We start from the raw sequence: 20,758 nt of genomic DNA, 5'->3' as shown, positions 1-20,758 counted from the left end.
ATTCTAAAAAAAGTGAAGTGGTGATCGCGTGACTCTGGATACAGAATGGATTCAGCAACAGCTTCAGAATATTATTCAAGCGCCTTTTACCATAGTGCCTTGGTGCCCGGAAATGATGGCAGAAGGAGAGACAGCCGATTCAGTTATTCCGGATAGATCGTTTGTCCGTGACAACAAGTTATATTTTCCGTTTCGTGCGTCGGCAGGTGAACTGGCTGCCTTTGTGGTAGAGGCCAGATATTTGACGGATCGAGAACGGAAACTGGTAGAAGCGCTATTGGGGAACATGGAGCAGGTCTGGCAGAACGGTCCACAATTGTCGGACAACCCGATTTATAGCGAGGAAGAGCGGATGAATCGTTTTGGACAATGGCTCATACAGCAGGCTGCCAATTTAAACAGGGAAGAAGAGGTTCCTGATGAATTGCAGCTTCGTGATTCGCTATCAGCGTGTATGGTTCCGATTTTACTGAATGGCGAGGGAACACAGGAGGGGGCTATTACTTATACGCAGCTTCATCGATTGTTCGCGAGCTATTTTGGAGGGGATGTGTTACTTACTCCATTGGACGAACAGTCTTGGCTGATTATGGCTAAAAAGGAGCTTTTATTAGGAGCTGACGATGAACGGGATAAAGACACTGAGTCCAGGGATGCAGATTTTACGGAATCGCTGGAGGAGGTTCTTACGGCTTTTAGCTTGGGCCTATATGAGCTTATTGCGAATGAGTGGGTGGGTGTATTCCATTTGGCGGTTTCTAAGCCTTCGATCCCTTTGCAAAGTCTTCCCCAAGAGTTGAATTTATTATGGGAGACGATACATCTGGGCAAGATTTTTCATGTAACAGAGCACATCCACTTTTCATGGGAGCTTCATTTAGAAAGGCTGTTAAACCGCATTCCCAAGGAACAACGCGTACTATTTTTAGAGCAGGTAATGAAATCATCTGTCATACTGGAAGACTCAGAAACGATGGCTACATTAGATATCTTTTTTCAATTGGATTGTAATGTGAGTGAGACAGCTAAGCGTCTGTATGTGCATCGAAATACGTTGATTTACCGTTTGGACAAGATCAAACAGGAGACCGGATTGGACGTGCGGACGTTTAATGATGCAGTTTTGGTCAAGCTCTATCTCCTATTGTACAAAGTGACAAAAAGAAAATAGCATTTTTGTGCAGTTTGCGAATAGCCACGCTACGTGTACTAGGGTAAGATACAAGTAAGAAATGTATTCGATTTCATAACTTGATCTTAGGGAGGCAAAAGCTATGGCTGGTGTACGTTTAGAGCATATTTTCAAAAAATATCCGGGTGCAGATAAAGCTACGGTTGTTGATGTCAATTTGGACATTCAAGATAAAGAGTTTCTCGTATTGGTTGGTCCTTCCGGTTGTGGTAAATCTACTACGCTCCGTATGATCGCTGGTCTGGAGGAAATTTCAGACGGTAAATTGTACATTGGAGATCGTGTTGTGAACGACGTGGCTCCAAAGGACCGCGATATCGCGATGGTATTCCAATCCTATGCCTTGTATCCGCATATGAATGTATACCAAAACATGGCTTTTGGTCTGAAGCTCCGTAAGGTGAAGAAAGAAGAAATTGACAAACGTGTACGTGAAGCGGCTAAAATCCTTGATATTGAGCATCTGCTGGATCGCAAGCCGAAAGCGTTATCAGGTGGTCAGCGTCAGCGTGTTGCCTTGGGACGTGCGATTGTGCGTGACCCGCAAGTGTTCTTGATGGATGAGCCACTGTCCAACTTGGATGCCAAGCTGCGTGGTCAGATGCGTGCGGAAATCACGAAGCTGGCTAAGCGTCTGGAGACGACTGTTATCTACGTAACCCATGACCAGGTCGAAGCCATGACGATGGGTGACCGGATTGTCGTTATGAAGGATGGTATTATCCAACAAGCTGCATCCCCAGATGAACTGTATAACCGTCCAGTGAATCTGTTCGTAGCTGGTTTTATCGGCTCTCCTACGATGAACTTTATCACAGGTAAGCTGGTTGAAAAAGAAGGTGCATTGCACTTTAATGCGCCAGGTCTGGATCTGTTCGTACCAGAAGGTAAGGGACAGATTTTAAAAGCGAAGGGCTATATCGGCAAAGATGTGATCTTGGGTATCCGTCCTGAGGATATTCATGAAGAGCCTGTATTCTTGGAGGCTTCCCCGAATACGATCTTTACATCCACTGTGGATGTAACAGAAAATCTCGGTCATGAAATGCTGTTGTACCTGAGCGGTGCCGGAAATGATACGATTATTGCCCGTGTAGACGGACGCTCCAATACTCGTGATGGTGTCAAAGCGAAGTTGGCTGTTGATATGAACAAGGTTCATATTTTTGATAAGGAATCGGAATTGAGTATTCTGGTTGGCGAATAAAATTTGCCTCTGGAAGAGAGTCGCAGTTTTCCCCAAGCGGAGAACTGCGACTCTTTTTGTATATCGCATACGGCTACTAGCTTCGGCATTGCATTCATTGGAAAATTCCGATACGATGGGTACAATGGTACAGGTCTAGATGCAGGCAAGGTTCGTTGGCAAGGGTCCTAGATGGGATCAATCCAGCTGTCGGAATAGAGTTAGCCTGGAACCATAGTGTTAAATCAAATGGAGTGTGGATTGATGCAGTGCAGCATAGACTGGCGTTGGGCTGTATGGTTAATAGGGTAAAGCTACATAAATCAAATGACGTATAGAATCCGGTGTTGCAGATGAAGGGGAGAATACAATGGCTAAACAGGTAAAGGTATCCGAGCTTGTACAGCAGTTTCAAATGGAAGTTATTTCTGGTGAAAAAGGTCTGCGAAGACTGATCACAGTGGATGATTTGAATCGCCCAGGTCTGGAGATGGCCGGGTATTTTGAATATCATACACAGGAGCGGGTACAGCTTCTGGGAAGGTCTGAGTTGGCTTTTCTGGGGATGCTGCCTCCTGAGGAGCGACGGGATCGGATGGAGCGTCTGTGTACAGAGCTGACTCCATGTATTATCATCACACGTGGTCTGGAGGTACCGGCTGAGTTAGTGGAGGCGAGCGCAGAGCGAGATATTCCTGTACTGCGTACTAATATGGCGACGACGATTTTATCAAGCCGCATCACAGGCTTTCTCGAAAGAAAGCTGGCTCCTACGGCGACCATTCATGGTGTACTGTGTGACGTGTATGGCGTGGGAATGCTTATCACAGGAAGTAGCGGAATTGGTAAAAGTGAAACGGCACTGGAACTTGTTAAACGTGGACATCGCTTGGTAGCAGATGATGCGGTAGAAATTCGGCAAACGTCCGATTTTCAGCTGCATGGTACAGCACCTGAGCTGATACGTCACCTGTTGGAAATTCGTGGCGTGGGCATTATTAATGTGATGACGCTGTTTGGGGCCGGTGCAGTTCGTAATAACAAGCGGATTACATTGGTTGTTCGTCTGGAGGCATGGCAGCAGGACAAGCAGTATGACCGTCTTGGTCTCGATGAGGAAACGACACGCATTATTGATACAGATGTTCCACTGGTTACAATCCCAGTTCGTCCGGGCCGAAACTTGGCTGTTATTATCGAGGTGGCGGCGATGAACTATCGTTTGAAACAAATGGGCGTTAATGCAGCCCTGCAATTTACAAACAAGCTGACTGCTACGATTTCTGAAGATATGGAAGAGATGGATTAAGGTTTGTTCGTTTGCAAGGAAGAACGAGGAGTGAGAGAAACATATGTCAACGGCAACATTACTGCTGAATCCGATCGCTTTTTCAATCGGGGCAATCAAGGTCCACTGGTATGGGCTTATTTTGGGGCTGGCGGCGCTTGTGGGTTTATATCTCGCCATCCGTGAAGGAAAAAGATTCGGTATTCCGCAGGACTTTTTTATGGATATGCTGCTTCTGGGTGTTCCATCAGCTATTATTGGAGCGCGTATTTATTATGTAGCCTTCAAATGGGAAGACTACCGAGATAATCTATGGGATGTTTTCAAAATTTGGAACGGCGGTATTGCGATATACGGTGCCTTGATCGGGGCCATTATATGTGCGGTCATTTATTTCCGGTATAAAGGGTATAACTTCTGGCGTATCGCTGATATTTGTGCACCAGGCCTACTGATCGGTCAAGCGATTGGACGCTGGGGTAATTTTGTCAATCAGGAAGCCTACGGTGGACCGACGGAAGAAACATTTTTGCGAAATCAGCTCCATCTGCCGGATTTCATTGTGAATCAGATGAACGTTAACGGGGTGTTCCATCACCCTACATTTTTATATGAATCACTGTGGAGTATTGTCGGTGTGATTTTGCTGCTCGTCATTCGTCGTATGAAATTTGTACGTGCAGGCGAAATGTTTGCGTTTTACTTCATTTGGTACTCGATTGGCCGCTTTTTCATCGAGCGTGTACGGACGGATAGTTTGGCTTTTCAGGGACCAGATTGGCTGGCTTCCTTTGTGAATGCTTTGTGGTCTCCTATGGTGTGGTTAGGGTTTGAACCAGGGCATCTGGACCCGAGTTACGGTAATGTACGGATCTCGCAATTGCTGCCTATTTTCATTGTGGTAGCCGCCGTGATTTTCATTTTGGTTCGTCGCCGGAAGGGCACATCTGTTGCTCGGTATAGCGATCCGATTATCTCCAGCAAAGCGGGGATTGATCAGGTACCTGACGTGACGCCAGAACAGGTATCCCGTCCAGGACAGGGCGCGGTTCCTCCAACAGCTACGACGGATAAGCTACCTAAGGAAGACACGGACGAGGACAAGAAGGAGCATCTATGATAAATACGATTTTGTTTGATTTAGACGGCACCATCATGGATACGAATGAGTTGATTATCAGCACATTTCTACACATTTTGAATCATCCGGATGCTGATCCGCTGACGCGGGAGCATATTATTCCTCATATGGGTGGAACGCTGGACGATCAACTCCGTACTTTTTCGGGATTAACGGATGTATCTGGGTTAGTTAAGGACTATCGTGCTTATAATCAGATTCATCATGATCAAATGGTGAAGCCATTTCCATATGTCATTGAGGTTATTCAGGAGTTGCGTGCGCGAGGAATTAAGCTGGGGGTTGTGACAACCAAAATACGACCATCCACGTTACGTGTACTTAACCTGTTCAATCTGACCTCCTCTATGGACTATATTGTGACGGTAGACGATGTGGAGCATCCAAAGCCACACGCTGAGCCAGTGCTCAAGGCATTGGCAGGTTTGAATGCTGAAGCAGAGCATACATTGATGGTCGGAGACAGTTCTTTTGATATTTTGTCAGCTCAGGCAGCAGGTGTGAAATCGGCTGGTGTAGCTTGGTCGCTCAAGGGTGAGGAAACTCTGCGCGGATATGGGCCAGACTACATGTTGCATGATATGCGGGATTTGCTGAATCTGGAGCTTCAAGGTGTCAATGTATCGTGAGAAAGGTGAACCGCTATCCTGTAGAAGGTCCCAATGCGTTGTGGCAGATTTATCGGACGGTGAGCCGCTGGAAAGGCATTAAGAACTTTATTTTTATACAGATTGCCCGGTATTGTCCTGTGCTTTCTCTGAAAAACGTCATTTACCGCAGAATGCTGGGGATGAAGGTGGGGCAACATGCGGCCTTCGGCCTGATGGTGATGGTAGATGTTTTTTTTCCGGAGCATATTACGATAGGGAACAATTCGGTCATTGGATATAACACGACGATACTGGCTCACGAATACCTCATACAGGAGTATCGTATTGGTAAAGTGGTGATTGGGGATCATGTGTTGATCGGCGCCAACACAACCATTTTGCCGGGTGTGACCATCGGTGACGGAGCTATCGTAGCGGCCGGAGCCGTCGTGCATAAAGACGTGCCCGCAGGTGCATTTGTGGGTGGCAATCCGTTACGTGATTTAAGACGCTCTGGTGTGAATGAGCAGTAAATAGCACAATAGAAAGGCCCCTTATGTATTAAGGGGTCTTTCTTGCATTGTTTTTCTTTAAAAATAGAGCAACTATGTTTAGGATATAGATCCTTAATTAAGTTTTGTAGCTCATTAGATGATAAGACAATCTACGAAGTTTACCCATTATTTTGAATTAGCATTCACCTTTTACTTAAAAGGAGCTTTGAGCATAATCAAGAGAAGGGGAATTAATAGAAGTAATTATCTACTCAATGATTCTGTAAGTATTGATGCGCAATATACTCTGTTGCTTCATTGATAATATTATACTTAGTGCCACAAAATTTAATCACTCTAGTCTCATCTGCTAAATGTGGAATGGATGTGCTTGGGATTAGTAAATGGGAAGTCCACTTTTTTTGCTTACTAAGAAATAACCATTTTGGAGCATCGTATACAATCACCAGTTTATTCTTGGAAACGTGATCAATCAGTTCACATAAAGCTTTATGCATAGAAGAATGGTAGGAGAGGCAGATTACAACTCCTGAGTTTTGGGAAGATTGCTGCTTAACGATGTCAAGGATGCTTTGCAGATGCTGATTCTCTTTCTTTTTTTGATTCCATAGGAATATTCCAAGCAGTACAAATAATAGCAGATTCAGACCGCTAAACCATAGAATCATAATGTTCCCTCTTCTCGTTGAACTTCATTCGTGCCAGTTCCATCACAAACCCTATGCTGACTATCAGAAGAATTAGGTTTGTCGCGAGAAATATATTGGTACTTCTCGTAACCAAAAGATCCACAAGTAAAATCAGAATAATAGCGATGTTCCGCATAATTGGGGTACGGTTCAGCCATTTCATCTCTCCGAAGCACGCACATGTCGTGACACCCGTTCGCATTCTTTTACGTATTGTAAACACGCTGAAAAAAAGCATGAGGAGAATACATGCCCATTCTTTGAACCCATCCAGTATGCCAGCCGCAAAAGAAATAAACAATACGCACTCAGCAGCAAGAACCGCATAAACAGCGAGTTGAACAAGTCCCATGGAACGGACCACTTGATAAGAATAAATTTCGTATTTGAACCCTTCTATTTCTCCAATTTTTGCATAAAAAGATGTGAAAAAAAGAACGGCAATGATCATATCACAAATTAAGGCGATGGTTTCTGACATATAGATGCTCCTTTAAGAAAAGTCACCTTTATTTTTAGAATTATGAAGCCTCAGCCAGCCTAATCATTAATGGATACCATGTCACTTCCTCTTCATCAATAAAACACTTGATTCGAATGTTGCCGGATTGCACGATTACAAGAGACAACTCCAGTTGGGCATCCACACCAGGAATCATATCCAAGTCTCGGTAATTACGTAATACCAGACGGCTTGTCGTACCGATTATTTTCTCCTGTTCATCGTAGATGCGAAGTTGCATATCGAGTGATTCTCTTGACGGAAAATCTGAAATTTTAACGAGAACATACAACTTCACCACAAAAGGGAGTACCGGAATGTGAACATGATTGAGGATCGTCCCAAGTGTGTGGATTTTCGCTTGTTTATCGTTCTGAATGTGATCGCAAATGATTATTTGAGCAATCATTATTTCACCTCCTGGGATAAAAGAAAGAAGGGATGTTATCCCTTCTTTCTAAAGAAGTAACTGTTAGCAACAACCAATAAGATCGTAGTAGCAAGGTGCAGAAACGCCATTTGAACACGTAACTTGGAAGCTTTGAACCATTGTTTTATTAGTACTTGTTCCGTTATAATAGCACGGTTCAATGCGACAAGATGGACTATCGAGCGCCACTTTACTTATCAAGCTTGCTCCAGGTGCACAATTACAAAAAGACATAGTTTTCACCTCCTTTCGTAGAGGGACATATTTATACGTTGAGAATAAGTTGAGAAGCACCGACAACGTCATAAGCTACACCTTTACAAATAACTTTATTCCAGTGTGTGACGAGTATAAATGGCATCTGGGTGATATCAAACCAATTTTCCATTTCACTCTGATCCATATGAAAAACAGGAAAGTCCCATTTGAAATAATCAATCATATCACGATGATCATCGTCATCTCCAGTGGAGAAGAGCATCAATTGATAATCGCGATGTTTCTGCTGGATTTGTGATAAATGCGGCAACAAATCAATACAGAATGAGCAGTACATGGATATAAATACCATGATTTGAGGCTTATCTAATATATCAAGTTGATATAACTCCCCGGTATAAGCCTTTACTTTCTGAGAAGGAAGCAGTGATCCTACAGGCAATCCCACATCTTCTTTCTTCCTATTCGCACTTGTACTCATCTTGTTTACCTCCATAATAATTATTCACTCATACCATTCCCTCTGTTGTTCCCACATCATTTGGTATGCTCCAGTTCCGATAATCAATTCCTGATGAGTTCCCTCTTCAACAATTTCGCCATCCTGCATTACGATGATGTGATCAGCCTGTCTGGCTATACCAATTCGATGTGAAATAAGCAGGACCGTCTTATCATAACAGTGGGTAAGAATCTGATTCATAAGGTTCACCTCACTCGTGGGATCAAGGGCTGAGGTAGGCTCATCCAGTACAATTACTTCAGCTTTATCTCGAATAAAAATTCGAGATAAAGCAAGTTTTTGCCATTGACCACCTGACAAATTGATTGATGTATCGTCCAAGTCACCCAATTTTGTATGAATGCCTTTAGGAAACTCGGTCAACAATTCCATATTCTCCAAAATATGTTCAATACGCTCTGAATTATGGAACTCTTCTATATTACCAACAGCTACATTTTCCCGCACATCCGTTGTATACTTAATGAAATCTTGGAATATAGCGCTCATTTTCTGCCACATATCTTCTCTGTTGATTTGCTCTATACCCAAGTCATCTATAAAAACGGTATGGGGAGGCACTCTGTAAAGACCTAACAGTACTTTAATGAGTGTAGACTTACCTGATCCGTTGGCCCCGACAATAGCAATCTTTTTCCCTTTTGGAATGCATAATGAAATGTGAGATAAAGCCGGCTTCTCCCGATTTGGATAATAAAAGGTAAGATCACTCACCTTGATTTGTTTATGAAATGAAAACGGGGTTAAACCTGCTTCTTGGGTAGATATGTTCTGTCTTTCAACTAGCTCTTTGTTGTTTTCTAGCTGCTCAATATGGTTTGCGCTTTCCATTAAGTTGGAGAGTCCTTGAAACAAAGCAGCAATATTATTTTCTGTCATGGATAGGGCCATTGTAATAGTCACATAATCGCCTATGGTTAAATGTCGATTGGCGATTAGTACAGCAATGATGATTAGAATGACAGCGTAATTTAAAGTCGATATTAATTGCCCAACACGGTACCTATTTATGTTCAGCTTCTCTAGTTTTAGCTCCAGCGTATTCACTTTTTTCTTAGCTGCTTCCCAACTTTTCATGAAATGGTTGGCAAGCTTGTTTAACATCAGTTCTTTTTGATGTTGAGTTTCTGTTAACAGATAAAAGTAATAGAAGTGCTCTCGCGTTTTTTTTTGTATTTCCTGATTCAGGTCTACTCTGTGCCGAACGGCACTTAGTTCATATACTCCTCTAATGATTCCTATGATGACAGCCATTAGGCCTAATAATATATAAGAAGAAGATAATAAATAAAATCCTAAAATAGAAGTGACGATCTGCTGTGTTAGTTGAATTGTCCCTAAATATGAATTGTAATATTGAGCGCTGGCATAGCTCCAATACAAAAACTCAGATTTAAACTTGGGATGTTCCTTATCAAGTAATTCAGTCTGGGCAACAATATGAATTAAATCAGCTTGTGATCTTTGAGCAAAGTTAATACTTAATTGGAGGTTTTTATATCTTAAAAAAGTGTCCAATATTAACTTGAAAATTTGTAATCCCGCAATTACCATAATCGTTTGAATAACAATTCTAATGCTTTGGCTTTGAAATTGATTCACCAACATTCCTGTCAAATAAATATTGATATTAGATTGGATCGAATTAAATATATATACAGCTAAGGATAATATGACAATAGTTTTGTTGAAATGAAATACTTTGATGAAAGAAATTTTGGAGTATTTTAAAGTTTTGAATAAGTGATTCATTTCGGCTCGTTGTTACGTGCATATACGGTCAATAAAGAATAAGCTACCTGCTGCATTTCCGTATCCGTACCAATGACTCCAGCACCTGTAACTTGTCCGATTTTATTTAACGCTAGAGCATATGGTACAGAGTTCACCAGCGTCTGAGGTTTCAATCTGCTCAAATCACATGGGTACAAGTGAGCTTTACCAAGAAACGATTTAGTATGTTCAGCAAATTGTTCTTCTGAGGTTTCATAGAAGATCCCATAATCAAACTGCGGAAACTCTTCTATGAAATCTTCCATCACTTCCATATGGCAAGCGCTACAGTATGAGCTCATAAAGAACAAAATAGAGCCTGAGCAAACTTGTTTAATCCAATCCAAAGATATAGAGGTTGCCTTGCTGAATAAGATTAGTTCTGTAGGAAAATAACCTCCAAGTGTATAAACCGAGGATACCCCTTTTAAGAACCTGCGATGATCACGTTCTTTCTCATCTATTGATTGGTCAACTTCATTAACTGTCCTCACTTTGCAACAGCTCCTATATTGGTTTTTATGTTCCTATTTAACAACCGGCATCAAAATTTGTCAAATAAAACAAAAACATTATTAATTTTGTTTTTTTATATAATCTTTTTAGTTTATATTACTAATTATCACTTTTTTCTGAAAATAATATCTTTTATTGAAATAATATATGTAAAAATGATTTTTAAATTCTCTAAACTAAAAACAATTTTAAAAATGATATATTATATTGTCGATAGAATAGGGCTTAAGGCACGCTTTAATAATTTCTAAATTATGAAATAAATTGTTTATACTATGTGGAAGAATTGAAAAATCAAACATTTTACAAAATAAATTAATTATTTCCAAAGCTATAGGTAAAATATCTAGTTACTCTGATGGAATAAGATTTGTGGTGTATAGACTTGTAAAAAAGGGCTGCGCTGTTCGGTTGACGTTCACAAGTAGGGCATGATAATATATCGAATATACTTTAGTTTGTTAGCACTTTACCATGATAAAGATATTGTGAAATCATGAGGTGATAGAGATGTCTAAGCCAAAAGGATTTGAGATCCCTGTAGGGGTTCGAGATTATCTTCCGCGTGCAGTGTCGAAGCTGCGGGCCATTGAACTGAATGTACTCGAATGCATGGAGCGTTGGGGTTACCGCCAGATTATGACGCCTACGATGGAATACTACGATACGGTGGGAGTGGCTAGTTCTACTTCCGATCGGAAGCTGTTTAAATTGCTCAATAACCGGGGAACCACGTTGGTGCTGCGATCGGATATGACCGCTCCGATTGCACGGGTGGTATCTTCGTTGCTAAAGGAAGAGGAAGTACCACTCCGACTTTCCTATCACGCAAATGTATTTCGGGCGATTGAGGAAGAAGCAGGAAGAGAAGCGGAGTTTTTTCAGACGGGTGTGGAGCTGGTGGGTGATGATTCGCCTGAGGCTGATGCAGAAGTTGTAGCATTGGCAATTGCATCATTACAGGCAGCAGGGGTGACCTCTTTTAAAATTGCCATGGGGCATGTGGGATTCCTGAACGGCTTATTTGAGGAAATCATTCCCGGCCGTCAGGCTGAACAACAAGCGCTAAAGGAACTGTTGCTGAGTCGTGATGTAGTGGGCTACCGAACAGCGATTGAAGCTTTGGGCTTGGCTCCCGAACATCGGGATAAGCTGGAAGCTATTCTTCGGTTGCGCGGTGGAAAAGAAATTTGTGACCAGGCTACCCGTCTTAGTGTGGAGCAGCAGACGATTCGATCCATTGCACATTTGTGCGAGGTGTGGGAAGTACTGGAGGCTTACGGCGTATCTGAGCATGTGTTAATCGACCTTACCATGATCGGAGATTTTTCATATTATACAGGAATGACTTTTGAGGGCTATGCGGCGGAGATTGGGTTCCCGGTATGCAACGGAGGTCGCTATGACAATCTGCTTCAGCAGTTTGGTCGATCCGTACCTGCAACGGGATTTGCATTGAAGACAAACCGCATCGTCGATGGTGTGGATGGTATCCAAATGGAGACGAAGCTTCCTGTACTTATCCGTTATGACGAACAGGGACGCCAAGAGGCGTTATCCGCAGCGGCACAGCTACGCGCAATAGGCCTTACGGTAGTGACAGGGCTCACGGGCGGAACGGAAGATCGACGTCGTGAACAGCATGGCCTGTACGCAGAGGTATACAGCTATACAGCCGAAGGAAGACAGCCAGTACAAAGGAGAGAATTGCCATGACGGAAACGTTGAAGGTAGCCATGCCAAAGGGACGGATTTATAAGCAGGCTTCCGAGCTGTTTCGCCAAGCGGGGGTTCCGATTCCACTGGATGTGGACGAAACGCGTAAACTGGTCATTCCACTGCCTGAGCTAGGCATGGAATTTATTATGGCGAAGCCCGTCGATGTTCCTACGTACGTAGAGTATGGGGCGGCGGACATCGGCATCGTGGGCAAGGATGTTTTGCTGGAAGAAAACAAGGATGTGTATGAACTGCTGGATCTCGGGATTGCTCGTTGCCGGATGTCGGTGATTGCTTTACCAGATTGGCAGCCAGGTATTCGTCAGCGGGTCGCTACAAAATATCCGAACGTGGCTTCCCAGTATTTTCGGGAGCAAGGTCAACAGGTGGAGGTTATTAAGCTGAATGGCTCCATTGAACTGGCGCCGTTAATTGGTCTGGCAGACCGTATTGTTGATATGGTGGAAACGGGGCAAACCTTGCGGGAGAACGGATTAGTCGAGCAGATCAGCATACTGGATATTACCAGTCGTCTGATTGCCAATCGGGTCAGCTACCGGATGAAAAACGGCCCGATTCAGGCGTTGTGTGACCGATTGCATCAGGTGATTCCAAATGCGGTGGCACCCCGTGAATAAATGAACTAAAGGAATAAGCCAATGGTTACAGGGCATTCTGCAAGCTGCAAGTAAGGGGGAATGGACAAATGAAGATCGTATCAGCCCGTGATTTCAGCCTCCAACGGGAGGTGGATTACGGCACACCTGAGCAAAATGAGGCTGTGCGTACCATTATTCATTCGGTACGCCAAGAGGGGGATGAGGCTGTCCTGCGGTATACGCAATCGTTTGATGGTGTATCGCTGGTAGCAGAGCAACTTCGTGTGACGGAGGAAGAATTGAAGGCGGCATATGACAAGGTAGAGCCTTCTTTTTTACAGGCGATTCGAGAGGCGGCGGATAATATCCGTGCTTTTCACATGAAGCAAAAACGTAATTCGTGGATGGATTTACAGCCGGATGGTAGCTTGCTCGGCCAAATTATCCGACCGTTGAAACGTGTAGGCGTGTATGTTCCGGGTGGTAAAGCAGCCTATCCATCCTCGGTGCTGATGAATGTCATTCCCGCTCAGGTGGCTGGTGTACCGGAGATTGTCATGGTGACACCCCCGGCGACAGGCGGCAAGGCAGGGATAGATCCATATACACTGGTAGCTGCGGCAGAGGCTGGTGTAACGGAAATATATAGGGTTGGCGGAGCGCAGGCGATTGCCTCTCTCGCTTACGGAACACATAGCATTGAACCAGTCGATAAAATTTGCGGTCCCGGCAACATTTATGTAGCACTAGCGAAGCGCGAGGTGTACGGCGCGGTGGATATCGACAGTATAGCGGGACCAAGTGAAATTGTCGTGTTGGCTGACGACACGGCGAATGCCTCTTATGTAGCGGCTGACCTGCTTTCACAGGCGGAACATGACGAAATGGCCTCAGCCATACTGGTTACGCCCTCGCAACGCTTGGCCAAAGAAGTATCAGCTGAAGTACAGCGCCAATTGGCAGAGCTGCCGCGTAGAGATATTGCTGCTGCATCGGTGGAGGCATACGGGGCTATCATTGTCGTCGACACTTTGGAAGAGGGTATCCATATTGTAAACCAACTGGCGCCAGAACATTTGGAAATTATGACAGAGCAGCCGATGGAGCATGTGGGTCTGATCGAAAACGCGGGAGCTATTTTCCTGGGAGCGTACAGCTCGGAGCCGGTAGGCGATTATTTTGCTGGACCTAACCACATTATCCCGACGAATGGAACGGCGCGGTTTTCTTCGCCAGTGGATATTGATGATTTTATCAAGAAGTCGAGTATGATCTATTACAGCAAGGAAGCACTGCTGCGCAATGGAGAGACGATTATGCAGCTTGCCCGCCATGAAGGACTGGAAGGTCACGCACGGGCGATACAAGTTCGATTGGACAATGAAAAGAAGGCGGTGGATGGCGATGGGGAACGAAAATAACGTAACAGGACGTACAGGCAGCGTCAGCAGGAAGACGAACGAAACGGATATTCAGCTATCTTTTGCAGTAGACGGCACAGGGCAAGCTGAGATTGAAACGGATGTTCCTTTTCTGAATCACATGCTGGATTTGTTCACCAAGCACGGACAATTTGATCTTAATGTACAGGCCAGAGGGGATGTTGATATCGACGATCATCATACCGTGGAGGACATTGGTATTTGTTTGGGGCAAACCTTGCTGGAAGCGTTGGGTGATAAAAAAGGAATTAAGCGCTATGCCAGCGTCTTTGTACCGATGGATGAGGCGCTCGCGCAAGTTGTCATTGATCTGAGTAACCGACCCCATTTTGAGTATCGTGCGGAGTATCCATCACAGCAGGTAGGGAGCTTTTCGACAGAGCTGGTGCATGAATTTCTGTGGAAATTTGCGTTGGAGGCTCGCATGACGCTACACGTCATCGTTCACTACGGGCAAAATACCCACCATATGATTGAGGCGGTGTTCAAGGCACTGGGACGTGCACTGGATGAAGCGACCTCCATTGATCCGCGAGTGACGGGAGTGCCTTCAACGAAGGGAGTGCTGTAGTCCATGTCCATTGCCATTGTGGATTACGGCAGAGGCAATCTGCATAGTGTGAGCAAGGCGGTTGAGCGTCTTGGCTATGAGGCTGTAGTAACGGGAGATGCCCAAGTGATTCGTTCCTCCAGCGGTGTGATTTTGCCGGGTGTAGGGGCATTCGGGGACGCTATGGAGCATTTGCGTTCCAGCGGATTGGATCGGGTGATTCAGGAGGTTGCAAGCGCTGGACAACCACTGCTCGGTGTTTGTCTAGGAATGCAACTGTTGTTCACTCGTGGTGAAGAATACGGCAGTCACGAAGGGCTTAATATTTTACCAGGCGAGGTTATTCGGTTTGCTCCTGATCTGGGGGTTAAAGTGCCGCATATGGGCTGGAATCGTCTGCGTATGACTCAGCCGGATCACCCGTTGCTACAGGGCTTGGAGGAAGGACATGTGTATTTTGTGCATTCCTATCATGCGAAGCCGGAGGTCGAAAGTGACCTGCTGGCGGTGACCGACTACGGTGGGCCCGTAACGGCTATCGTGGGCAGAGGCCATGTATATGGCATGCAGTTCCACCCAGAGAAAAGCGGGGAAATGGGGATGCAACTGCTTCGTCAGTTTTTGGAACTAGCGGAAGCGGAAAAGCGAGCGTAACGATTCGTGAGTTTGCAGTTGGAGGTACGCCAACTTTGGTCGTTAATTGATGTAAAGGCATATAGATGTTGAATAGCTCACAAGGGGGTCATACTTTGTTCACGATATACCCGGCGATTGATATTCGCGATGGCAAATGTGTACGACTGGTACAAGGAGATTATAGCCAGGAGACGATATACAACGAAAACCCGGTGGAGGTTGCCCAAGAATGGGAGCGTTTGGGCGGCTCCTACATTCACTTGGTTGATTTGGACGGTGCTAAAGCAGGTCAACCGGTGAACGATGAGCTCATTGGGCGCATCGCTTCTGCGGTGCAAGTGCCTGTACAAGTGGGTGGCGGCTTGCGTACACGAGAACATGTGGAGCGGCTGTTGTCGCTGGGCGTGAGCCGTGTGATCTTGGGTACGGCAGCGATTGAGGATCGTGCTTTTACGGAAGCGGTATTGGGTACCTACGGTGATCGGATCGCCATTGGTCTGGATGCACGTAATGGCTATGTGGCCACGCGCGGATGGCTTGAAACCTCGGAGGTTCGAGCGGACGAATTGGCTGCTGAGTTGGCCTCCAAGGGAGCGGAAACGTTCATTTTCACAGACATTTCCCGCGACGGAATGATGCAAGGCCCGAATGTGGAGGCAATCGTAGCGCTTGCGAAAAGCAGTGGACGAACCGTGATCGCTTCCGGCGGTGTCAGCAAGATGGACGATCTAATCACGCTGAGCACCTATGCGAAAGAGGGTGTAGGCGGTGCTATTGTGGGTAAGGCATTGTATACAGGCAGCATTGATTTACAGGTCGCCGTACAAGCTGTAGCAAAGGCATAGGGGGAGTAGGCATGCTGGCTAAACGTATTATTCCCTGCTTGGATGTAAAGGATGGCAGGGTGGTTAAGGGCGTTAATTTTGTGAACTTACGCGATGCAGGCGATCCGGTGGAATTGGCGGCGCTTTATGACCGGGAAGGGGCGGACGAAATCGTATTTCTGGATATTTCTGCTTCAGTTGAAGGGCGTGCCACCATGGAAGAAGTAGTTCGTCAGACAGCCGGGGAAATTGCCATTCCTTTCACCGTAGGTGGCGGGATATCTCATGTCGATGATATGAAACGCATTTTGCGTGCCGGAGCTGATAAAATCGGCGTAAATACGGCGGCTGTCCGTAACCCTCAGCTGATTGCGGAGGGTGCGCGCAGCTTTGGCTCACAATGTATCGTTGTTGCCATTGATGCCAAGTACAACGAGGCGTGGGGCGAGTGGGAAGTGTATACGCACGGAGGCCGCACGCCATCTGGTATCCGCGCCTTGGCCTGGGCCAAGGAAGCTGAGCAGTTGGGAGCCGGTGAGATTCTGCTGACCAGCATGAATGCGGACGGAACCAAGGACGGCTTTGACCTGCCACTGACTTCCGCGGTGTCGGATACCGTCGGGATTCCAGTTATCGCTTCTGGCGGAGCAGGCAAACAGGAGCATTTCTATGACGTGTTTACGGCGGGCAAAGCGGATGCTGGATTAGCAGCAACGATTTTTCACTATAAAGAAATAGGAATCCCTGAGCTAAAACGGGATTTGAAGCGCAGAGGAGTGGAGATACGATGAGCAACGAATTGAACCAACAGCTATCTCTGGAGCAGATATTGGATAATGTCCGCTGGAATGAGGCAGGTCTTGTCTCGGCGATTGTGCAGGATGATGCTACGCTTCAGGTGCTGACGCTGGCCTATATGAACCGCGAGTCGCTGAAACTATCTTTGGAGTCGGGAGAGACCTGGTTCTGGTCTCGTTCCAGACAGGAGCTGTGGCATAAGGGGGCTACTTCGGGGAATACGCAAAAAATCACCTCCATCCAGCTGGATTGTGACGGTGATGCCCTGTTGGTACGTGTCATTCCGAGTGGTCCTGCCTGTCATACAGGAGCAACGAGCTGCTTTTTTCGTGATATTTCCGCGCCAGGAACGGCTGTAGCACCTGTTGCAGGAAATGCAGGAGACCACACGCTGGTAAATGATGTTTCCAATGCTTCAGCAGACCGCTTTGAGGTGCTTGCCCAGCTGGAGGCGATTATTAAGGAGCGCGAAGAGACACGTCCTGAAGGGGCCTATACGACTTATCTTTTTGATAAAGGTGTAGACAAAATCTTGAAAAAGGTTGGCGAGGAAGCATCCGAGACAATCATTGCCGCCAAAAATAAAGATAATGACGAACTGCGCCTGGAGGTCAGCGATTTGATTTATCACCTGCTGGTGCTGTTGCAGGAGCGCAAGCTACCGCTCGATGACGTGCTGGCTGAGCTGAATCGCCGTCATGAACGTCCTCGTCGTGATTAGTACGGTTTGTTGTAGTGTTGAAAGGGGGAGGGTCGCATGAAAATCGACTATCATACGCATCACGCCCGCTGCGGGCATGCCATAGGGAGTCTGGAAGAGTATGTACAGCAGGGAATTCGGCTGGGTCTGGATCAGCTCGGCTTGTCCGATCACATGCCACTACTGCATGTAAAACCGGCTGACTATTACCCGGAAATGGCGATGCCTATGGAGGAGCTGCCCCGCTACGTGGAAGAATGTTTGGAACTGAAGGAACGTTTTAAAGGACAAATTGATATTCGTGTTGGCTTGGAAGGCGACTACATCGAGGGCTGGGAACGAGAAATCGAAGACATCATCACCGCGTATCCCTGGGATTATGTGATTGGTTCCGTCCACTTTCTCGGTGAATGGGATGTCACGGACTTCCGTCAGGTACACCATTGGGAAGGCAAAAATGTGCTTGAGGTGTACCGCACGTATTATGATGCGGTTTCCAAGGCGGCAGCTACCGGTTTGTATGACATCATGGGTCATCTGGATGTCATTAAGCGCTTCGGCTATCATCCGAAGCCGGAGGAAATGGAGGAGCTGCGTGAACTGGAGCGCTCCGCACTCTCAGCCGTTGCCCGTAGCGGTCGGGCGATGGAACTGAATGCATCAGGGCTTTCGAAGCCCTGTGCCGAGATGTTCCCGAGCCGCCGCATGCTGGAAGAAGCTTTTACGCTAGGCATCCCGCTGACCGTAGGATCGGATGCTCATGATCCGGCGAAGCTGTCAGAGCACTTGGAGAAGGCACGCGCGCTTCTATATGAAGTCGGTTATCGCGAGCTTGCCGTATTTCAGCATCGCGAGCGCTCGCTGGTGCCGCTGACGCTTTAATTATTACGTTTATTGGGTCTAAGTATCATATCCAGTGGCTAGCCGAACGCTCCCTATTTATACAGGGAAAAAGCGCTCGGCTATTTAGCGTATTCTTGTATCTATATCTATCGGTATACGAGCATATATCCGTTTTTTGGAATGAGGTAGGATCGACTGTCAAGTCGTTTTGAAGTTGTGGTATACTGAAGGGTATGAACATGCCAGTTACTTTTAAAGGAGGTGCCTTGGTTATTTATGAAAGGGAAACATCTGCGAGTATCGGAACCTAGCCCTAAAATTATTGCTTTGCGTTTCGACGCATCTTTCTTTTTTGAGAAAGCTGTGCGCTCGCTTGATCGCAATCATTATGACAAGGCATTGAAATATTTTCGCAAAGCCGTTGAATATGAACCGGATAATCCGGTGAATCATTGCAATATGGCGGGTATATTATCAGAGATGGGGGATTATGCAGGTTCGAATGAGATCCTGTCCTCTGTTCTAAGTGACGTAGACTCGTCGATGACAGAGTGTTATTTCTATATGGCGAATAATTACGCTAATATGGAGCAGTTTGAAGAAGCGGAGAAAGCATTGGTCACGTACCTGGAGGAGGACGAAGAAGGCCAGTTTCTTGATGAAGCGGAGGAAATGATGGAGCTGCTCTATTATGAGCTGGACCGTCCAACGAAGCTGAACCGCATTAAGGCCCGGCAGGGAGTAGTAGAGCATGATCAGGCTCGTGTCCTGCTGGAGGAGGGGAAATTTGCTCAGGCAGCCCAGTTGCTCAAGCAAATTTCAGAGGAACAACCGGATATGTTCGCTGCGCGGAATAATCTGGCGCTGGCGTATTACTACATGGGATTGTTCCAAAATGCTAAGGCTACCATTATTCAAGTGCTGGAAGATGAGCCGGGTAATTTACACGCATTGTGCAACTTGGCGATCTTTTATCAGCACGAGGGCGGCGGCCCGGAATTGGATCGTCTGGTGCAGACTTTGGCGGTTACTATACCGTTTCAGGAGGAGCAGGTATTCAAGCTGGCGACCACTATGGGGATTCTCGGACGCCACGAGGAGGCCTACAGACATTTCCGCAGGTTGCTTCATGGCGATGGAGAGAACAATGCGGACGCTTCTTTGTACCATTACACGGCGGTAGCTGCCAGCAATACGGGAAGATATGCGGAAGCTCGGCGGTTGTGGAGTCATTTGCAAAAGCAGGATGCTTCCTCGGAAGTTCCGCGGTTTTTCCTGTCCCGACTGGAGGAACTCCAGCAGGAGGGTACACCGCTGCAAGTGCTCAGCTATCATTATCATCTCCCGTTTGAGGAGCAATTCCGCATGTGGGAGAAGTTTGGTGCTGACCAGGTGCCTGACAGCATGAAGAAGGACCCGCTAATCCGATCATCCTTCTTCTGGGCCTTGCGCCACGGGGACCGGGCGACTCAGCTTCAGGTCATTCAGGCGTTAAGCCTGATCGGTGATGATGAGGTGCGTCAGGCACTGGAGTCCTTCGTAGAAGACCCGGACCAGGAGGATGAGCTGAAACGTCGTGCCTTGCAAGTATTGCAAGAGCTGGCGGAGCAGGGTGAGCAGAAAATGTACCCGGAAACGGAACATTCTGATCAGTCGGAGGTTGAGAACGATCCGCATACAATTGAAGGTGATGTATCTGCTTCCCCAGTCGATCCACAATGGCAGGCAGTGCTGGATAAGGTACTGACCGTCATGAGCAAGCCATCAGATCCGGCCATGCAGCACGATTTGAAATCGCTTTGGCTGGAGTATTTGGATCGGCTCGCCCCGGAAGTTCCGATGGTTCAGCATACTGAGGGATGGGCAGCGGCGCTGGAATATTTGACAGCCAAAATGCATCATCATTCAGTCACCTATCAGGAAGTAGCCGATCGTTATGGTATTTCCGTATCGACCGTAAGCCGCTATGCACGCCAGATTGACAGCGTGTGTGGTATCAAACAGAAGTTGAAGCAACCGCTCTCCACGTTTAAAAAGCAGGTCTGAGACCTGCTCCAAACATCACTTAAAGGAGGCAACAAAC

22 protein-coding genes are annotated in these 20,758 nt (G+C 46.2%); 16 read left to right on the top strand and 6 right to left on the bottom strand.

The genetic code is table 11. The features are described from left to right. Positions 1-28 precede the first annotated feature (28 nt). The 6 genes from MHB54_RS12195 to MHB54_RS12170 all read left to right on the top strand — a co-directional run bounded on the left by MHB54_RS12195 (position 29) and on the right by MHB54_RS12170 (position 5,930). Positions 29-1,171, top strand: coding sequence for a PucR family transcriptional regulator (locus MHB54_RS12195; RefSeq protein WP_023986464.1), 1,143 nt, complete (start codon positions 29-31; stop codon positions 1,169-1,171). Between the two features lie 103 nt (positions 1,172-1,274). Beyond that, positions 1,275-2,399 carry an ABC transporter ATP-binding protein gene (locus MHB54_RS12190; protein WP_023986465.1) on the top strand — a complete coding sequence of 375 codons (1,125 nt, stop codon included), beginning with the start codon at positions 1,275-1,277 and terminating at the stop codon, positions 2,397-2,399. Between the two features lie 349 nt (positions 2,400-2,748). Next, positions 2,749-3,687, top strand: coding sequence for an HPr(Ser) kinase/phosphatase (gene hprK, locus MHB54_RS12185; protein ID WP_013308232.1), 939 nt, complete (start codon positions 2,749-2,751; stop codon positions 3,685-3,687). 43 nt (positions 3,688-3,730) lie between these two features. Beyond that, positions 3,731-4,786 (top strand): prolipoprotein diacylglyceryl transferase, encoded by a 1,056-nt coding sequence (gene lgt / locus MHB54_RS12180; RefSeq protein ID WP_023986466.1) that lies wholly within the window; start codon positions 3,731-3,733, stop codon positions 4,784-4,786. Next, complete coding sequence (gene ppaX / locus MHB54_RS12175; RefSeq protein WP_023986467.1) at positions 4,783-5,436, top strand: pyrophosphatase PpaX; 654 nt, start codon at positions 4,783-4,785, stop codon at positions 5,434-5,436. Before lgt ends, ppaX begins: the two co-directional genes overlap by 4 nt. Continuing rightward, a complete protein-coding gene (locus MHB54_RS12170; RefSeq protein WP_023986468.1) occupies positions 5,433-5,930 on the top strand; it encodes an acyltransferase in 498 nt (165 codons plus the stop codon). The genes ppaX and MHB54_RS12170 overlap by 4 nt, the downstream gene beginning before the upstream one ends. A 233-nt stretch (positions 5,931-6,163) precedes the next feature. Here the strand turns inward: MHB54_RS12170 and MHB54_RS12165 are convergent, their stop codons facing one another. The 6 genes from MHB54_RS12165 to MHB54_RS12140 form a co-directional block, all read right to left on the bottom strand. Continuing rightward, the gene (locus MHB54_RS12165; protein WP_023986469.1) at positions 6,164-6,580 is read right to left on the bottom strand and encodes a hypothetical protein; all 417 of its coding nucleotides are present in this window, start codon (positions 6,578-6,580) and stop codon (positions 6,164-6,166) included. Further along, positions 6,564-7,082 carry a MauE/DoxX family redox-associated membrane protein gene (locus tag MHB54_RS12160; protein ID WP_023986470.1) on the bottom strand — a complete coding sequence of 173 codons (519 nt, stop codon included), beginning with the start codon at positions 7,080-7,082 and terminating at the stop codon, positions 6,564-6,566. The genes MHB54_RS12165 and MHB54_RS12160 overlap by 17 nt, the downstream gene beginning before the upstream one ends. Positions 7,083-7,122: 40 nt before the next feature. Further along, on the bottom strand, positions 7,123-7,512 hold the full coding sequence (locus tag MHB54_RS12155) for a DUF6941 family protein (protein ID WP_023986471.1): 390 nt from the start codon (positions 7,510-7,512) through the stop codon (positions 7,123-7,125). 286 nt (positions 7,513-7,798) lie between these two features. Beyond that, a complete protein-coding gene (locus MHB54_RS12150; protein WP_023986472.1) occupies positions 7,799-8,233 on the bottom strand; it encodes a TlpA family protein disulfide reductase in 435 nt (144 codons plus the stop codon). Positions 8,234-8,257: 24 nt separating this feature from the next. Continuing rightward, complete coding sequence (locus tag MHB54_RS12145) at positions 8,258-9,883, bottom strand: ATP-binding cassette domain-containing protein (protein ID WP_264454792.1); 1,626 nt, start codon at positions 9,881-9,883, stop codon at positions 8,258-8,260. 140 nt (positions 9,884-10,023) lie between these two features. Next, positions 10,024-10,542 carry a hypothetical protein gene (locus tag MHB54_RS12140; RefSeq protein ID WP_160788559.1) on the bottom strand — a complete coding sequence of 173 codons (519 nt, stop codon included), beginning with the start codon at positions 10,540-10,542 and terminating at the stop codon, positions 10,024-10,026. A 532-nt stretch (positions 10,543-11,074) separates the two neighbouring features. Between MHB54_RS12140 and MHB54_RS12135 the strand changes: the two genes are divergently transcribed. From MHB54_RS12135 to MHB54_RS12090, 10 genes are all read left to right on the top strand, one after another. Beyond that, entirely contained in the window at positions 11,075-12,280 is a 1,206-nt protein-coding gene (locus tag MHB54_RS12135; protein ID WP_023986474.1) for an ATP phosphoribosyltransferase regulatory subunit, read from the top strand. Continuing rightward, positions 12,277-12,921 carry an ATP phosphoribosyltransferase gene (gene hisG, locus MHB54_RS12130; RefSeq protein ID WP_023986475.1) on the top strand — a complete coding sequence of 215 codons (645 nt, stop codon included), beginning with the start codon at positions 12,277-12,279 and terminating at the stop codon, positions 12,919-12,921. Before MHB54_RS12135 ends, hisG begins: the two co-directional genes overlap by 4 nt. Before the next feature lie 68 nt (positions 12,922-12,989). Then, the gene (gene hisD / locus MHB54_RS12125; protein WP_264454304.1) at positions 12,990-14,303 is read left to right on the top strand and encodes a histidinol dehydrogenase; all 1,314 of its coding nucleotides are present in this window, start codon (positions 12,990-12,992) and stop codon (positions 14,301-14,303) included. After that, positions 14,287-14,895, top strand: coding sequence for an imidazoleglycerol-phosphate dehydratase HisB (hisB, locus tag MHB54_RS12120; RefSeq protein ID WP_013308245.1), 609 nt, complete (start codon positions 14,287-14,289; stop codon positions 14,893-14,895). Before hisD ends, hisB begins: the two co-directional genes overlap by 17 nt. 3 nt (positions 14,896-14,898) lie before the next feature. Further along, entirely contained in the window at positions 14,899-15,528 is a 630-nt protein-coding gene (gene hisH, locus MHB54_RS12115) for an imidazole glycerol phosphate synthase subunit HisH (protein WP_023986477.1), read from the top strand. 95 nt (positions 15,529-15,623) lie between these two features. Then, the gene (hisA, locus tag MHB54_RS12110; protein ID WP_264454303.1) at positions 15,624-16,355 is read left to right on the top strand and encodes a 1-(5-phosphoribosyl)-5-[(5-phosphoribosylamino)methylideneamino]imidazole-4-carboxamide isomerase; all 732 of its coding nucleotides are present in this window, start codon (positions 15,624-15,626) and stop codon (positions 16,353-16,355) included. Positions 16,356-16,366: 11 nt separating this feature from the next. Then, the gene (hisF, locus tag MHB54_RS12105) at positions 16,367-17,125 is read left to right on the top strand and encodes an imidazole glycerol phosphate synthase subunit HisF (protein WP_013308248.1); all 759 of its coding nucleotides are present in this window, start codon (positions 16,367-16,369) and stop codon (positions 17,123-17,125) included. After that, positions 17,122-17,853, top strand: a complete 732-nt coding sequence (gene hisIE, locus MHB54_RS12100; protein WP_028541874.1) for a bifunctional phosphoribosyl-AMP cyclohydrolase/phosphoribosyl-ATP diphosphatase HisIE — start codon at positions 17,122-17,124, stop codon at positions 17,851-17,853. The genes hisF and hisIE overlap by 4 nt, the downstream gene beginning before the upstream one ends. A 36-nt stretch (positions 17,854-17,889) precedes the next feature. Next, entirely contained in the window at positions 17,890-18,714 is an 825-nt protein-coding gene (hisJ, locus tag MHB54_RS12095; protein ID WP_023986481.1) for a histidinol-phosphatase HisJ, read from the top strand. A 237-nt stretch (positions 18,715-18,951) separates the two neighbouring features. Next, the gene (locus tag MHB54_RS12090) at positions 18,952-20,721 is read left to right on the top strand and encodes a tetratricopeptide repeat protein (RefSeq protein ID WP_023986482.1); all 1,770 of its coding nucleotides are present in this window, start codon (positions 18,952-18,954) and stop codon (positions 20,719-20,721) included. Positions 20,722-20,758: the final 37 nt, after the last annotated feature.

Origin of the sequence: Paenibacillus sp. FSL M7-0802 (genome assembly GCF_038004945.1) — a bacterium.
Taxonomy (GTDB): Bacteria; Bacillota; Bacilli; order Paenibacillales; family Paenibacillaceae; genus Paenibacillus; species Paenibacillus polymyxa_B.
Note: the sequence above shows the minus strand (reverse complement) of the source record. Positions and strands in the feature narration are given on the sequence as shown.

Bases quoted from the DNA above. Each gene is read 5' to 3' on its own strand.
- MHB54_RS12190 (WP_023986465.1), top strand. From the start codon at position 1,275: ATGGCTGGTGTACGTTTAGAGCATATTTTCAAAAAATATCCGGGTGCA.
- hprK (WP_013308232.1), top strand. From the start codon at position 2,749: ATGGCTAAACAGGTAAAGGTATCCGAGCTTGTACAGCAGTTTCAAATG.
- lgt (WP_023986466.1), top strand. From the start codon at position 3,731: ATGTCAACGGCAACATTACTGCTGAATCCGATCGCTTTTTCAATCGGG.
- ppaX (WP_023986467.1), top strand. From the start codon at position 4,783: ATGATAAATACGATTTTGTTTGATTTAGACGGCACCATCATGGATACG.
- MHB54_RS12165 (WP_023986469.1), bottom strand. From the start codon at position 6,580: ATGATTCTATGGTTTAGCGGTCTGAATCTGCTATTATTTGTACTGCTT.
- MHB54_RS12160 (WP_023986470.1), bottom strand. From the start codon at position 7,082: ATGTCAGAAACCATCGCCTTAATTTGTGATATGATCATTGCCGTTCTT.
- MHB54_RS12155 (WP_023986471.1), bottom strand. From the start codon at position 7,512: ATGATTGCTCAAATAATCATTTGCGATCACATTCAGAACGATAAACAA.
- MHB54_RS12150 (WP_023986472.1), bottom strand. From the start codon at position 8,233: ATGAGTACAAGTGCGAATAGGAAGAAAGAAGATGTGGGATTGCCTGTA.
- MHB54_RS12145 (WP_264454792.1), bottom strand. From the start codon at position 9,883: ATGTTGGTGAATCAATTTCAAAGCCAAAGCATTAGAATTGTTATTCAA.
- MHB54_RS12135 (WP_023986474.1), top strand. From the start codon at position 11,075: ATGTCTAAGCCAAAAGGATTTGAGATCCCTGTAGGGGTTCGAGATTAT.
- hisG (WP_023986475.1), top strand. From the start codon at position 12,277: ATGACGGAAACGTTGAAGGTAGCCATGCCAAAGGGACGGATTTATAAG.
- hisD (WP_264454304.1), top strand. From the start codon at position 12,990: ATGAAGATCGTATCAGCCCGTGATTTCAGCCTCCAACGGGAGGTGGAT.
- hisB (WP_013308245.1), top strand. From the start codon at position 14,287: ATGGGGAACGAAAATAACGTAACAGGACGTACAGGCAGCGTCAGCAGG.
- hisH (WP_023986477.1), top strand. From the start codon at position 14,899: ATGTCCATTGCCATTGTGGATTACGGCAGAGGCAATCTGCATAGTGTG.
- hisF (WP_013308248.1), top strand. From the start codon at position 16,367: ATGCTGGCTAAACGTATTATTCCCTGCTTGGATGTAAAGGATGGCAGG.
- hisIE (WP_028541874.1), top strand. From the start codon at position 17,122: ATGAGCAACGAATTGAACCAACAGCTATCTCTGGAGCAGATATTGGAT.
- hisJ (WP_023986481.1), top strand. From the start codon at position 17,890: ATGAAAATCGACTATCATACGCATCACGCCCGCTGCGGGCATGCCATA.
- MHB54_RS12090 (WP_023986482.1), top strand. From the start codon at position 18,952: ATGAAAGGGAAACATCTGCGAGTATCGGAACCTAGCCCTAAAATTATT.